The sequence below is a fragment of the Vibrio sp. QJM3NY_39 genome, from assembly GCF_057785895.1.
In genome coordinates this window covers 1,031,164-1,046,860 of the sequence record NZ_CM173506.1, presented here as the reverse complement: position 1 = coordinate 1,046,860, position 15,697 = coordinate 1,031,164, and the positions used below count along the sequence as shown (strand labels likewise).

The following is a 15,697-nucleotide window of genomic DNA, read 5'->3' as shown; positions in this document are numbered from 1 at the left end:
GACAATAGAATTAATGAAAGAATATTTATACCAAGCACTTATTGTGTTGTTGATGCTTGCTGTTTATCAATACTTAGCGTTGATTAGTACTTAGCGTTTATTGACACTTAATGTTCGTAATACTTTCTGGTATATTAGCATTAACTTATATTTATTCTATCCTGAACTAAGGGAAGCTATGAAGCTTTACATTTACGACCACTGCCCTTTCTGTGCAAGAGTTGCCTACATCGCTCAATCTTTAGGCTTGAACATCGAACTTGTTTCTGTGGATTATGATGATGCCCAAACCCTTATCGATCTGATCGGTAAGAAGATGGTGCCAGTCCTACAGAAAAACGACGGTTCTATTATGGCTGAAAGCCTAGACATCATTGTTTACTTCATGGATTTGAAATCAAGTGACGATCAACGTGAGCCGTCTGAGCAGGCTGCGCTTTTTCAAAGCCGCGCTTTCCCTCTTACTCAACAAATCGGACGCCCACGTTGGTGGAACCTCGACTTGGCTGAATATCGCTCTGCTGGAGCCAAAGAAGCTTGGCGTGTTAGTAAAGAGACCGAAGGCTTTAATTTTGAAGAGCTCTTAGAAAAGACCCCGCAATACGTTCAACTGATTAACCCATTACTGAAAGATGCCGAGCTTTTACTGAATCTAGAGAATGGTGAGTCATCGCTACCTTTGGTTGATCAAGCACTCTATTTCTCAATGCTTCGTGGCTTCTGTGTCGAACCAAGTATCACATGGCCACCAGCACTTGAGCGTTGGTTAGAAAAACAGAGTCAAACGTTAGGCATTAAGCTTCTTCGCTAATTTTCTACTTTGCTACTTTGCTAAAACATTAGTCGTTAGTCGTTAGCAGCTAGCCTAAACGAAAAATCGAAGCTCCCCGAACCATTGTTCGTACGAGCTTCGATTTTTATGACTCAATTGTCTTTTTCTACAACAAGCGCCTTCTCAACCCTGTTCGCTCCAAGATTCGTGTTGAAATTTCTTCAACCGATAACGAAGACGTGTTGATGTAAGGTATCGCTTCTCGGCGAAACATCGACTCTACCGTTTGCAACTCATACAAGCATTGCGAATCACTCGCGTATTCACTGCCGGCTAAACGGTTCTCTCGAATTTCAGTCAACCTTTCCGCATCAATGGTTAAACCAAACAGCTTGTGTCGGTAGATCTCAAATTCGGGTAACAGCTTCAAGCGCGCCAAGTCATCATGAATAAACGGATAGTTCGCTACGCGCAAGCCAAACTGCATCGCCATATACAAGCTTGTCGGTGTCTTACCGCTTCGAGACACACCCAATAGGATGATATCCGCCTCTTCAAGCCCTTTCAGCGTAATGCCATCATCATGAGCCAACGTGTATTCAATCGCAGCAATACGGTCGAAGTACTTCACTGAATCTTTATTAACACTACGTGAGCGCTGCAGCTTAGGCACAGGGGCCATTTGGGTATCGTCTTGCACTTTCTGCACAATACTCTCTAGCACGTCATAACAATGCGCTGGTGCCTCCAAGAGCTTCTGCTTGATGTCTGGAATCACAATCGAAAAAAAGACCAACGGGTGGTTGCCCGTATCACGATATGAAATTTCGATCTCTTTTAATAAATCAGAAAGTTTGTCCTCACTTTCGACAAACGGGAAGGTTTTTTCATTGGCTTCGAATGGGAATTGACCTAGAACAACATGCCCTAAAGTCTCACATGTTATGGCCGTTCCATCAGAAACATAGAATACATCACGACTTTGGATATCAATTTGCATTTTTTATTTAATGTTTAAAATTATTTTGAGTAGGATGGGAACCATAATATATATAACGAAACCCTGCTGACTATTACGTCCCCCACAGCTTTAGAAAATAATTTACATTTTTTTAAACTGATACGTAATCGTTTGCCTTTAAATCCCTACAATGCTTGCTATGTTTCTGGAGAAATAAATGCAAAATAACACCCTATGGTTCAATGGCCTTTCCATGGAAGATGTCGACAAAGTCGGCGGTAAGAATGCTTCACTTGGCGAGATGGTTTCTAACCTAGCCAACGCTGGCGTATCAGTACCTAATGGTTTTGCTACTACATCTTATGCGTTTAATAACTTTCTTGACTACAAAGGTCTTGATGAGCGCATTCACCAACTCCTTGATGAACTTGATGTTGAAGACGTTGACGCACTGCGTAAGACAGGTGCAACGATTCGACAATGGGTTCTAGACGCACCCTTCCCAGAATCACTAGAGCAAGACATCCGTGATAACTACCGCGAACTGATTGAAGGCAACGAAGAATTGTCTGTAGCGGTTCGTTCATCGGCAACAGCTGAAGACCTTCCAGATGCTTCTTTTGCAGGCCAACAAGAAACCTTCCTTAACGTGAAAGGTATCGATGCGGTTATCGAAGCGACTAAACACGTGTTCGCTTCACTGTTTAACGACCGTGCTATCTCTTACCGAGTACACCAAGGCTTTGATCACCGTGGCATTTCATTGTCTGCGGGCATCCAGCGGATGGTTCGCTCAGACAAAGCCTCTTCAGGCGTCATGTTCACTCTTGATACTGAATCAGGCTTCGACCAAGTAGTCTTCATCACCTCTTCTTGGGGTCTAGGTGAAATGGTAGTACAGGGCGCTGTGAACCCAGATGAGTTCTACGTTCACAAGCCAATGCTAGAAGCGGGTCACTACCCAGTCGTTAAAAAAACGTTTGGTTCTAAGTTGATCAAGATGATCTACTCAACCAATCAAGAGATCGGCAAGCAAGTTGATATCATCGACACCGATGCTCAAGAGCGTAACGAATTTTCACTTAACGATGAAGAGATCAAAGAGTTAGCAAAACAAGCAATGATCATCGAGAAGCACTACCAACGTCCGATGGATATTGAGTGGGCAAAAGATGGCATCGACGGCAAGCTTTACATCGTTCAAGCTCGTCCTGAAACCGTATGTTCTCAAAGCGACCAAAACGTTATCGAGCGTTACGAGCTAAACAACAAGGCAGATGTACTAGTTGAAGGCCGTGCTATCGGTCAACGCATCGGTTCAGGCCCTGTTCGCTTAGTTGACTCTCTAGACCAAATGTCATTGGTTCAAGAAGGCGACGTACTGGTAACAGACATGACAGACCCAGACTGGGAACCTGTGATGAAGAAAGCGTCCGCGATTGTGACTAACCGTGGTGGCCGTACTTGTCACGCAGCAATCATAGCTCGTGAGCTAGGTATTCCTGCAATTGTTGGTTGTGGTACAGCGACAAGCAGCCTGAACGATGGCGATACCGTGACAGTGTCATGTTCAGAAGGCGAAACAGGCTACGTTTACAACGGCGAACTTGACTTTGAAATCAAACGTTCTGAGGTTGATGAGCTACCAATGCTGCCAACCAAAGTCATGATGAACGTGGGTAACCCAGATCGTGCCTTCGATTTCGCACAAATCCCGAACGAAGGTGTTGGCCTTGCTCGTCTAGAATTCATCATCAACAAGATGATCGGTATTCACCCTAAAGCACTGCTTAACTTCGATGCGCAAACGGATGAGCTAAAAGCGGAAATCAACGAACGTATTCGCGGCTACAAAGATCCTATCGATTTCTACGTAAGCAAATTAACAGAAGGCATCGCGACTATCGCTTCTGCATTCTGGCCTAAGCGTGTCATCGTACGTATGTCTGACTTTAAGTCGAACGAGTACAGCAACCTAGTCGGCGGCAAAACATTTGAACCGCATGAAGAGAACCCGATGCTGGGCTTCCGTGGTGCATCTCGTTATATCTCGCCAGTATTTGAAGACTGTTTCGAGCTAGAGACTCAAGCAATCAAACGTGTTCGTAACGAGATGGGACTTAAGAACGTTGAAATCATGATTCCATTCGTTCGCACTCCAAGTGAAGCGGCATCGGTTATCGACATTCTGGCTAAGTTCGACCTGCGTCGTGGCGACCAAGGTCTAAAAGTCATCATGATGTGTGAGCTACCATCGAATGCAATTTTGGCTGAAGAGTTCTTGAAGTACTTTGATGGCTTCTCTATCGGTTCGAACGACATGACACAGCTGACACTTGGCCTAGACCGAGATTCAGGCGATGTTGCGCACCTATTTGATGAGCGTAACCCAGCGGTGAAAGCGATGCTCAAAATGGCTATCGATGCCGCGGCTAAGGCAGGTAAATACGTGGGTATTTGTGGCCAAGGTCCATCTGACCATGACGACCTAGCCGAGTGGTTGATGGAGCAAGGCATCAGCTCTGTTTCACTAAACCCAGATACGGTTATCGACACATGGTTGAAACTGGGTACTGTTGCCAGTAAATAACGCTTCACGCGATACCTAAACCACAAAAGCCAGTCACGATGACTGGCTTTTTTAGGCTCTTTGCATGTTTGCAAGCTAGGGGGTTAGAAGTAGTATCTCACACCAATCCAAGCTTCGGTTTGCCAATCATTCGGCATTGACACACCTTTCACATCAACATCTGCTTTGGTAATGTCATAACGCGTATTCAACCACCAAGTTCTTGCACTGTTCATCGGTACATTTAATGATGTTTTAAATGAGAAATTCTGCATATCGATGTCATCGCCAGAAAGGTCCTGCCACTCTGGTACTAAAGACACATAAGCGCCAGAGTCACCGAGATGTTTCGCTGTAATCAAACCAAGCGAGTATCCCGTTAGGTCATCTTTAGATGAAGTAATACCAGGGATCTCCATACTACCCGTCATCAGCCCTGCTCTTGGAAATACTAGGAAACCACCGGTGTAAGCAGGATTAATCGCAACAACCCCGCCAACCGACAACAAATCGTTTTTAATGTTAGTACGCGTATTAATGTAATCTAATGACAGACCCACTTTAGGCGTCGCCTTAGTACCCGTCTCAAATACATGGAAATACTGGACTCTAGAGTTACTGTACTCAGTGCCAAACTTGTCTGGATCGCGAAGCGCTGTGTTACTTTCATCGACAAACGTCGCTTCAGCAAGTAGGGCAAACTGCTGACCGTTTTCTAAACCGCCAGAAACTTGTCCCTGAAATTGGATATCTGAGCTACCGTTCAACATCAATGCAGCTTGAGTATAAACTTTGGTGACATCAGCAGGGTCGATAACACGTTCTGAATCTGAATCTGCATGTGCAGGAAGGGCTAGACCTAAACTCAACGGGATTAATAGAGCAAGCTTTTTCATTATATATCTCGAAAGTCGTTTGCTTCCTCCTTGAAGCCTGAAACATCCTGTTGGGTAATAAATAGATTATTTGTCTGCAACTAGTTTTGCAGCTGAACGCATTAGTGCTGGGCCTTTATTCTCACCAAAACCAGAGTGGTATGGGTTGGTTGAGAACATCACGCCTACGAAATCACGTTCCGGATCGATGTAAATGAACTGGCCAAGGTTGCCACTTTTTGACATCGCACCGTCATTGAACACATAGTCGAATTGATAAGCGTTGTAGTCGGCTTTTTCATTAAAAGCATGAACTGAACTGCTCTCTTTGCTGGTGCCTTCGAAGGTTTTCGGATCGCCACCATTATGAATGCGATCAATCACCGCTTGTGAAATCACAGGTTCATCAGCCACTGCTTTCCAGCTTGGTGTAAATAGTGTACCCCAACGCGCCATATCTTCTAAGGTCGTCGAAACCAAGCCTACGGCAATAGCCATTCCATCTGGCGTTAGATTGAACTGCATAGGCTGACGAGCATGTACTTTAGACCAAACACGGTCTTCAAATACCTCGGTCCAAGTCTTGTTTTCAATGTTTTCTACTAGCTTGGTCAAAACCATTGTATTGATAGAGGCATAGCGGAAATGATCACCCGCTTTCTCACCCTCTAGCTGCTGTGCTCCTTTCGCAACATTCATCCACGTTTCCATCTCACCGGTTTTAGCTCTTGGTGAATTAAACGATGCAGCAAAGAAACGCACTACGTCAGAATCAGGATTCAGTATCGATTCAAGCGTTTCTTCGTTGTCTAGCGCAGTCGACATATTGAGAATCTGATGAACAGTGATGCCTTCCCAATTAGTTGCTTTGAGTTCGGGAACATAGTGAGTAATGTCTTGTTCAGGATCGACTTTTCCCTCTTCAACCAACATTGCGACTACTGCGCCTACTGTCGTTTTCGCTGTTGACGCCCAAACGTGGGTGTCTGTTGGGCTCATGCCAGGGTAAGCCTGATAAACAATTTCACCCTTGTGAATTAACATGAAGCCTTGAGTTCTGAACTGCTCATCCGCTAGATATTGCTCCATCGTCAATTCACCTTTGGTTTCGGTGTTTACCGTTAATTTAGCAAGGCGTGAATCGATATTTTTAACCAATGGCTTATATTCAGCATTAGGAGCAGCAAGAGCCGTCGGCAAAAATTCACTCATGTGCATGTTGTAGTAGACACTGTGATCACCACCCATTTGCCAATGGAAGTTATTGAAATTTTCGCGAGCTGAATCAACGAAACCAGGAGTAAAAGATTGATGAGCATCTTTCACAGGTAGAGTAACCTGCGCGCCTTCAATTTTAAGCGCGGCTTCTACTGGGTTTTCTGCAAATACAGTCGATGACACAGCAATCGATGAAATCGTGAGTGATGAAATAATTAAGGCAATGGGTGTAAGTTTCATGTTCTTCTCCTCTTTGGGTTAGAAGAAGTATATGGAGTTGCGCTACACTTAATCAGGTCACTTGGTGACATTTATAGGTAAACACTAACAACAATGAAAGCATCATCGAACATAACTAACATACTATTGAGCTCTACCAGTAATATTGCCCCATACATTGCGTATTGCGATAAGAGAGCGCTTGATTGGCGTAGTGTCGCTATCGAGTGCGGCTTACCAATTGAGCTAACACAATCTAACCAATGGCTTCCTACCCAAGATTTAATTCTTTTTATTCATCGACTTGAGCGTAAACTTGGTTATTCGATTGGTATTGAGGTTGGGCGAAAAACCTCTCTGGAACAACTGTCACCACAGCTGCACTATGAGGTAGAGAAATGCAGTTCGTTAGAACAAGCCATTCGCTGTTTGATCGCTGAAATGCCTAATTTGAACAACCACGTCACGATATGGACGGAGAAAAAAGATGGATTGTGGTGGCTATGTCATCGCAGTTGCTATCATCCATCAACCTCTGGGTTTGAACAATCCGAATGGTTTAGATCCCTTACAGTGATTACCCTATGCCGTAAGTTTATAGACGACCAGTGGCAACCATCACACGCTAAACTTGTCTCTACCAACAACGGTGCGCGTCAGTTACCTAAACACTTTTTTAATTCTGATATTCAGTTTGAGCAACAATATGGGGCGATTGCAATCCCACTGCCCGATGACTATCGCGCTATCTCAGAACAAAATAGTACCCAAGATTGGCATCAAGCAGTCAACACACTGATAAACACTTATTCGACTTTACCTTGGTTCAATATTGAGTGGTTTGCGACCATGCTCGGCATGACAAAACGAACGCTACAGAGAAACCTAAAGAGTAAAGACATTCTTTTTAAAGAAGCCAAAGAACAAGTTCGGGAAACCAAAGCAAAACAGCTACTCGAAGAGACTGACCTTTCAGTTCAAGAGATCAGTCGGCAAGTGGGTTACAGCGACTTGAGTAATTTCAATCGTGCATTCAAAGGTTGGGTTGGAGTCACGCCACCAAGTTATCGGGATAAAGCGAAACATTAGAAATAATCGAATTGAAAACCTTTAGACCCAATCCGCTAATATAAAACTCAGAAACAAGATACGACACCTTAAATTTCAATAAGCGAACGCATAAAGTTGCATTGCACAATGCTCACATACCGATGAAACTGTGCAAAGGTAATATCGATAGATTTAATGACATTTATTGGTATCGAGCTAACGTTACGTTATCCTTTACGCAATTCTTCATTGAGTGGATTGTCACTACGACAAACCTACCTTCAAGACTGATAAGAGTGTTATGAATTCTACGACCGCAACTCCCTCGCCTTCTCTTGGCCGACAACTCTATACAATGACATGGCCAATGCTGTTTGGGGTGCTCTCCCTGATGAGCTTCCAACTTGTAGACAGTGCTTTTATTGGCCAGTTAGGCGTACTGCCGCTCGCGGTTCAAGGCTTCACGCTACCAATTCAGATGATCATTATCGGGATTCAAGTCGGACTAGGCATCGCGACAACGGCTGTGATCGCGAGAGCTATTGGGGCTAACGAGATACGCTATGCCAAACAGCTCGGCGGATTAGTCGTTGCGATGGGCAGTGTGAGTGTCGCGCTGTTCTCGGTCATCATCTATCTGTTGCGTGGTCCTATTTTACAACTCCTCGATGCACCACCGACGGTACTGCCGATCATTGATTCTTACTGGATCTATTGGTTGGTAAGCTCTTGGACAGGCGCACTGCTCTACTTTTTCTACAGTGTGTGTCGTGCCAATGGTAATACCATGCTGCCCGGTTCGATGATGATCGCGACCAGCATCATCAACTTGATATTGGACCCGATTTTCATATTCACGCTCGACATGGGCATCAACGGAGCCGCGATTGCGACCATCTTGGCGTTCGGTGCGGGTATCTTTATCGTTGCTCCTAAGGTGACGAAGAAGCATTGGATGACATTCGACTGGCACGATCTTGATATCGGCAAGAGTATTCGTTCTATAGGAAACATCATGGGGCCAGCCATGATCAGCCAATTGCTCCCACCAGTCTCTTCGATGCTCGCCACCAAACTGCTTGCAGGCTATGGCACAGCAGCCGTTGCGGCCTGGGCGCTAGGCTCACGTTTTGAATTCTTTTCGATTGTTGCAGTGCTTGCTCTGACTATGTCGATGCCACCTATGATTGGCCGAATGTTGGGAGAGAAGAACCTAGGGAACATACGTAGTCTTGTGAAGATTGCCGTGATGTTTGTATTAGGGTTCCAATTAGTGATCGCACTAGTCACTTGGGTGTTCTCTGGCGGGTTGGCAAATCTCATGACCAGCGAAGACGAAGTCTCGACCATTTTGAACTACCACTTACTTATCGTTCCTATCAGTTTAGGGCCTTTGGGTATCTGTATGTTGATGGTTTCTATCTCTAACGCTTTAGGCAAGCCTTATACTGCCTTGACGATATCAGCACTCCGCCTGTTTGCTTTCTTCTTACCTTGCCTATGGGTTGGCTCTCAGCTTGCTGGTATTGAAGGTCTGTTCTGGGGCGCAATGGTAGGGAATGTACTTGCCGGAACCTGTGCATGGTTTATGTACCAACGCGCACTTGGGCAAGTCGAGGCTAAGCTTGCCAAATAGGCAATTCGGGAGCTCATCAACCAAGTAATCTCCAAAGAACATTTAATTAGACATCAAAGCAGAGCGATTAAGCTCTGCTTTTTAGATAAGCTGCAATCTTATAGTTCATCTGATGGAAGAACAAAGTCGACATATAACGCAAAATTTCCGATTCCAGAAGCTTTAATACCATCCAAGTCTAAATCATTTGTCGAATAGATCATGGAAGAAACCCCCATGTTGCTTAGTTCTATCGCCTTCTTATACTCACTCCCAAGCGAGCCAAGGTTATCACCCCGATACGTCACAGCCCTAATTTTATTTAAATCAATCCACTCAAGAATAAATGGTGTATTTAGATCTATATTTAATGCGACGTTATTAAAACCTAACTCTATTGCTTCATTATATTTATCTATACTGAACACTTCGATAATAGATTTATCTTTATCTATTATATTTTTTGAAAGCAAGGCAAGATTTTTTATTTTATCCGTAACTAACACCACTTCATTTTCATCTAGAATATCAATAGCTGTAGATATATTTAGTGTTTTATATTTATCATAAATTATCTTTGATTCAAACTCTTTATAGCTAATAGACCCAGTATTATTAGAATCTGTCATTTCGTGAAAAGACTTCCAATCATGAACAGCAACGATCCTCCCATCCGATGAGATAAGTAGATCTAACTCTATCATCTTGAATCCATGTTCAATTGATTGCTCCATCGCTTCTAATGAGTTTGTATATTTTAATCCGTTGATTCCTCCACCGGCATGTGCAATCAAACCACCAGAATTATCGATAATATCAGGGATGTTATTATGTTCATTTGGATATGCCTTTACATTGCCTCTCCATACATCAATGACTACACTCATCGAAGGGCCGATAACAAAAGCTACCCAAAAACATATGAGAACTAGACAAAATATTGATATTAAGACTCTGATTCCTTTAAGTATCATGACATTTTACCTGTTGAGAACTGGGGCTGATGATAATGTGTGGTTTACCCTATCAATATTGAGTTTAAACATGTTATTTATAGCAACTATAATAGCATTTGTCGGTAATAGATTTGTATTTCTTCTTCTAACGGTAATAATGACTTTTGATTTCTACTTAAGATTAAACTCTCTAAGCTTAGACTTAGGTGTCTTAGGATCGGTTTTAGAGTCTAATCGAGATGAAGCTCTTGAACATATAAAAAGCATTAGCGTCATAACATATGTAAAGATAATTGTATTTTTCATTCTGGTTTTTTTATCATTTCACATTACCTTAGGAAAGGTTGGTAAGTCATTTTCATTAATTATGTTGATATTATTTTCCAGTATATTGGTAACCAAGTTTTATAGCTTACATAATAATAAAAATACGACATACCTCAATGAAGAATACTCAAAAACAATCCATCATGAAGTGTGGTTTAGTTTTTTAGGGTTAATTGCAGTTATTAAACCTATTTCTTTATATTATGAACTATCTCTTCTCGAAGGGGGAAAATCAGTATTCTCTTCAAAATGGGAGAATGTTCATACAAATAAAGTATTAAAGGATATTTATGTCGTAAATATTGGTGAATCTGTGAGCAAAAATTACTACCCATCGTATAACGAAGAAAATGGAAAGATAAAAGGAGCAGAAATATTTAATGGTGTTATTTCCCCATCCGTTGTTACATACTTCTCAGTCCCTCGAATATTATCAAAGAGCCTAGATGTAAACAGGCATGACAAAGGCTTAAATGTGATAGATCTTGCTAATGATGCTGGAATGAAAACTTATTGGATATCAAATCAAGCTAAGATCGGACAATACGAGACACAAGTATCCGCAATCGCGAGTAGGGCACATTACCAATATTATAAAAATACGTCTTATGATAAAGCTGAACCCGATAACATTCTCTTACCAGAAGTGAGCAAGGCGATTCGTGAAGAAACTAATAAGCCGAAAGTCATTTTCATTCATACCATGGGGTCACACTATGACTTTTGTAAGAGATTTGATGAGGAGATTTCACTAAAACCCTCAGATAACAAATACCTAGAATGCTATTCAAAATCAGTGGCTTATGGCGTGGCTTTTATAGAGAAGCTTAGAGACTTACTCACGATGCATGATAAAACATATAAAATCATTTATTTTTCTGATCATGGCCTAACGTCTGTAAACGTTCCACCGTATCTAATTCATGGTACTGGCTCACATTTTTCAAGGCAGGCAGTAGAAGTACCGTTTGTAACAATGAGTGACGATACCCAAGAAACAAAAACACATTCGGTCAAATATAATTTGAGAGACTTTTCAGACACATTTGCACAATGGGCAGGAATCGATTCGGAACAGACAGAGCTACATAAAAGTATCTTCAATACCGAGTACATCGGAAAGGAGTACGACTCAGTGTTAACAAGTGAGTTTAAGATAAGAAAAATCGACTAAGTCGGCAACTGGTACAGAAGATCCGGAATACCAAAAAGTTACTTAGTAAGTAACCTTATCCTCACATCAAATTACCTCTTATTTAGTACTATGTGAGCGAATATCAGCTCTATTTTACTTATTCAAGGCATGCCTAGTAACCTTGTTAGCAAATAGCCTAATGAGATGATTTAGGAAGCTCTGACATCATCCGTGAGTGAATCAACCGAAAAGTCCACTATTTGTCAGAATATATAATAGTTTAAAACTGTAAAACGAAAAAAAGCCCGCTGATTTCTCAGCGGGCTTTTCAATGGTGGTGGAGGGATAGGGATTTGAACCCTAGAACCGCTATTAACGGTTGCCGGTTTTCAAGACCGGTGCTTTCGACCACTCAGCCATCCCTCCAACAAATTGTCATCAACAGATTAGTACACTGTAGATGTTGTTACATGCATACACAGGTAACGATATTTAAAGCCTGGCGATGTCCTACTCTCACATGGGGAAACCCCACACTACCATCGGCGCTATTGCGTTTCACTTCTGAGTTCGGCATGGAATCAGGTGGGTCCACAATGCTATGGTCGCCAAGCAAATTTTAAAATTCGGAAAGCTTATCTAAAAGTTATTTCTCTTCAAACGCATTCAAGGTCTGGTACATCTGAGTCCACAAAACCCCTTGGGTGTTGTATGGTTAAGCCTCACGGGCAATTAGTACAGGTTAGCTCAATGCCTCGCAGCACTTACACACCCTGCCTATCAACGTCGTAGTCTACGACAACCCTTTAGGACACTTATAGTGCCAGGGAAAACTCATCTCAAGGCTCGCTTCCCGCTTAGATGCTTTCAGCGGTTATCGATTCCGAACTTAGCTACCGGGCAATGCCATTGGCATGACAACCCGAACACCAGAGGTTCGTCCACTCCGGTCCTCTCGTACTAGGAGCAGCCCCTTTCAATTTTCCAACGCCCACGGCAGATAGGGACCGAACTGTCTCACGACGTTCTAAACCCAGCTCGCGTACCACTTTAAATGGCGAACAGCCATACCCTTGGGACCGACTTCAGCCCCAGGATGTGATGAGCCGACATCGAGGTGCCAAACACCGCCGTCGATATGAACTCTTGGGCGGTATCAGCCTGTTATCCCCGGAGTACCTTTTATCCGTTGAGCGATGGCCCTTCCATTCAGAACCACCGGATCACTATGACCTGCTTTCGCACCTGCTCGAATTGTCATTCTCGCAGTCAAGCGGGCTTATGCCATTGCACTAACCACACGATGTCCAACCGTGTTTAGCCCACCTTCGTGCTCCTCCGTTACTCTTTGGGAGGAGACCGCCCCAGTCAAACTACCCACCAGGCACTGTCCGTAATCCCGGTTCAGGGACCAACGTTAGAACATCAAAACTACAAGGGTGGTATTTCAAGGACGACTCCATCACATCTAGCGACGCAATTTCATAGTCTCCCACCTATCCTACACATGTAGGTTCAATGTTCAGTGCCAAGCTGTAGTAAAGGTTCACGGGGTCTTTCCGTCTAGCCGCGGGTACACTGCATCTTCACAGCGATTTCAATTTCACTGAGTCTCGGGTGGAGACAGCGTGGCCATCATTACGCCATTCGTGCAGGTCGGAACTTACCCGACAAGGAATTTCGCTACCTTAGGACCGTTATAGTTACGGCCGCCGTTTACCGGGGCTTCGATCAAGAGCTTCGACCGAAGTCTAACCCCATCAATTAACCTTCCGGCACCGGGCAGGCGTCACACCGTATACGTCATCTTACGATTTTGCACAGTGCTGTGTTTTTAATAAACAGTTGCAGCCACCTGGTATCTGCGACTCTCGTCTGCTCCATCCGCAAGGGACTTCACTGATAAGAGCGTACCTTCTCCCGAAGTTACGGTACCATTTTGCCTAGTTCCTTCACCCGAGTTCTCTCAAGCGCCTTGGTATTCTCTACCCGACCACCTGTGTCGGTTTGGGGTACGATTCCTTACAATCTGAAGCTTAGAGGCTTTTCCTGGAAGCATGGCATCAATGACTTCACTACCGTAGTAGCTCGACATCGTATCTCAGCGTTAGTAGTGGTCCGGATTTACCTAAACCACCCGCCTACATACTTGAACCTGGACAACCGTCGCCAGGCCCACCTAGCCTTCTCCGTCCCCCCATCGCAATTGTAAGAAGTACGGGAATATTAACCCGTTTCCCATCGACTACGCCTTTCGGCCTCGCCTTAGGAGTCGACTTACCCTGCCCCGATTAACGTTGGACAGGAACCCTTGGTCTTCCGGCGAGGGAGTTTTTCACTCCCTTTATCGTTACTCATGTCAGCATTCGCACTTCTGATACCTCCAGCAGCCCTTACAGACCACCTTCAACGGCTTACAGAACGCTCCCCTACCCCACATACCCTAAGGTACGTAGCCGCAGCTTCGGTGTATAGCTTAGCCCCGTTACATCTTCCGCGCAGGCCGACTCGACCAGTGAGCTATTACGCTTTCTTTAAATGATGGCTGCTTCTAAGCCAACATCCTGGCTGTCTGAGCCTTCCCACATCGTTTCCCACTTAGCTATACTTTGGGACCTTAGCTGGCGGTCTGGGTTGTTTCCCTCTCCACGACGGACGTTAGCACCCGCCGTGTGTCTCCCGGATAGTACTTACTGGTATTCGGAGTTTGCAAAGGGTTGGTAAGTCGGGATGACCCCCTAGCCTTAACAGTGCTCTACCCCCAGTAGTATTCGTCCGAGGCGCTACCTAAATAGCTTTCGGGGAGAACCAGCTATCTCCAGGTTTGATTGGCCTTTCACCCCTAGCCACAAGTCATCCGCTAATTTTTCAACATTAGTCGGTTCGGTCCTCCAGTTGATGTTACTCAACCTTCAACCTGCCCATGGCTAGATCACCTGGTTTCGGGTCTAATCCTAGCAACTGTACGCCCAGTTAAGACTCGGTTTCCCTACGGCTCCCCTAAACGGTTAACCTTGCTACTAAAATTAAGTCGCTGACCCATTATACAAAAGGTACGCAGTCACACCACGAAGGTGCTCCTACTGCTTGTACGTACACGGTTTCAGGTTCTATTTCACTCCCCTCACAGGGGTTCTTTTCGCCTTTCCCTCACGGTACTGGTTCACTATCGGTCAGTCAGTAGTATTTAGCCTTGGAGGATGGTCCCCCCATATTCAGACAGGATATCACGTGTCCCGCCCTACTCGTTTTCACTGATTATGATGTGTCGGTTACGGGGCTATCACCCTTTATTGCGAGACTTTCCAGACTCTTCACCTGCATCATTAAAAGCTTAAGGGCTAATCCAATTTCGCTCGCCGCTACTTTCGGAATCTCGGTTGATTTCTCTTCCTCGGGGTACTTAGATGTTTCAGTTCCCCCGGTTTGCCTCCTGTTGCTATGTATTCACAACAGGATACTTGCTTATGCAAGTGGGTTTCCCCATTCAGGAATCCCAGACTCAAAAGGTTATTACTACCTAATCTGGGCTTATCGCAAGTTATTACGCCTTTCATCGCCTCTGACTGCCAAGGCATCCACCGTGTACGCTTAGTCACTTAACCATACAACCCGAAAGGGTTTCTATTTGCTTTCACTTTAAAAAGTGAAGACAAACTTGTATGGCAACTAACCAAGGTTTTTGGTTGTCATCAAGAAGGGTTAATTCTTGATAACTGTTTGCCGGACTCAATTTACTTTTTGTTTCCACTTTTTAAAAAAGTAGAATCAAAAAATGAACAATCATTTCTGATCATTCGAATACAAGACACTTGAATGTGTTTGTTGTGTTTATACCGTTCTTATTAAATAAGAGCAGATAAACATTGAGAACTTTTAAATTTGATTAACTTAATCACAGCCTTGGCCGTTTTGTTTTACTTTTTAAAAAGTAAAAATAATTAAGCTAATCAGTCAGCTTTCCAAATTGTTAAAGAGCAAGAGTTTTTAAAGCATTAAA

9 protein-coding genes, 1 tRNA gene and 2 rRNA genes are annotated in these 15,697 nt (G+C 43.8%); 5 read left to right on the top strand and 7 right to left on the bottom strand.

Translation table 11 applies throughout. From position 1 onward, the window contains the following. Positions 1-178 precede the first annotated feature (178 nt). A complete protein-coding gene (gene grxB / locus AC3CHU_RS20560) occupies positions 179-811 on the top strand; it encodes a glutaredoxin 2 (protein ID WP_488525537.1) in 633 nt (210 codons plus the stop codon). Positions 812-938: 127 nt separating this feature from the next. On the opposite strand, the gene ppsR is transcribed toward grxB, so the two are convergent. Beyond that, positions 939-1,772, bottom strand: coding sequence for a posphoenolpyruvate synthetase regulatory kinase/phosphorylase PpsR (ppsR, locus tag AC3CHU_RS20555; RefSeq protein WP_017069200.1), 834 nt, complete (start codon positions 1,770-1,772; stop codon positions 939-941). 178 nt (positions 1,773-1,950) lie between these two features. On the opposite strand from ppsR, the gene ppsA reads away from it, so the two are divergent. After that, complete coding sequence (gene ppsA, locus AC3CHU_RS20550; protein ID WP_488525536.1) at positions 1,951-4,323, top strand: phosphoenolpyruvate synthase; 2,373 nt, start codon at positions 1,951-1,953, stop codon at positions 4,321-4,323. Between the two features lie 83 nt (positions 4,324-4,406). Here the strand turns inward: ppsA and AC3CHU_RS20545 are convergent, their stop codons facing one another. Both AC3CHU_RS20545 and AC3CHU_RS20540 read right to left on the bottom strand, forming a co-directional pair. Continuing rightward, positions 4,407-5,198 (bottom strand): hypothetical protein, encoded by a 792-nt coding sequence (locus AC3CHU_RS20545; protein WP_488525535.1) that lies wholly within the window; start codon positions 5,196-5,198, stop codon positions 4,407-4,409. 66 nt (positions 5,199-5,264) lie between these two features. Continuing rightward, positions 5,265-6,635: a serine hydrolase domain-containing protein gene (locus tag AC3CHU_RS20540; protein ID WP_488525534.1), complete on the bottom strand. Its 1,371-nt coding sequence runs from the start codon at positions 6,633-6,635 to the stop codon at positions 5,265-5,267. Between the two features lie 93 nt (positions 6,636-6,728). On the opposite strand from AC3CHU_RS20540, the gene AC3CHU_RS20535 reads away from it, so the two are divergent. Further along, entirely contained in the window at positions 6,729-7,703 is a 975-nt protein-coding gene (locus AC3CHU_RS20535; RefSeq protein WP_488525533.1) for a helix-turn-helix domain-containing protein, read from the top strand. Between the two features lie 262 nt (positions 7,704-7,965). Next, positions 7,966-9,300, top strand: coding sequence for an MATE family efflux transporter (locus AC3CHU_RS20530; RefSeq protein WP_488525532.1), 1,335 nt, complete (start codon positions 7,966-7,968; stop codon positions 9,298-9,300). A 98-nt stretch (positions 9,301-9,398) separates the two neighbouring features. Here the strand turns inward: AC3CHU_RS20530 and AC3CHU_RS20525 are convergent, their stop codons facing one another. After that, a complete protein-coding gene (locus AC3CHU_RS20525) occupies positions 9,399-10,253 on the bottom strand; it encodes a glycerophosphodiester phosphodiesterase family protein (RefSeq protein ID WP_488525531.1) in 855 nt (284 codons plus the stop codon). Between the two features lie 70 nt (positions 10,254-10,323). On the opposite strand from AC3CHU_RS20525, the gene AC3CHU_RS20520 reads away from it, so the two are divergent. After that, a complete protein-coding gene (locus AC3CHU_RS20520; protein WP_488525530.1) occupies positions 10,324-11,736 on the top strand; it encodes a phosphoethanolamine transferase in 1,413 nt (470 codons plus the stop codon). A gap of 296 nt (positions 11,737-12,032) precedes the next feature. Here AC3CHU_RS20520 and AC3CHU_RS20515 read toward each other — a convergent pair. The 3 genes from AC3CHU_RS20515 to AC3CHU_RS20505 all read right to left on the bottom strand — a co-directional run bounded on the left by AC3CHU_RS20515 (position 12,033) and on the right by AC3CHU_RS20505 (position 15,302). Beyond that, positions 12,033-12,123 (bottom strand) — tRNA-Ser (locus tag AC3CHU_RS20515). Between the two features lie 71 nt (positions 12,124-12,194). Next, positions 12,195-12,310 (bottom strand): 5S ribosomal RNA (gene rrf, locus AC3CHU_RS20510). A 98-nt stretch (positions 12,311-12,408) separates the two neighbouring features. After that, positions 12,409-15,302, bottom strand: a 23S ribosomal RNA gene (locus AC3CHU_RS20505). Between the last annotated feature and the right edge of the window lie 395 nt (positions 15,303-15,697).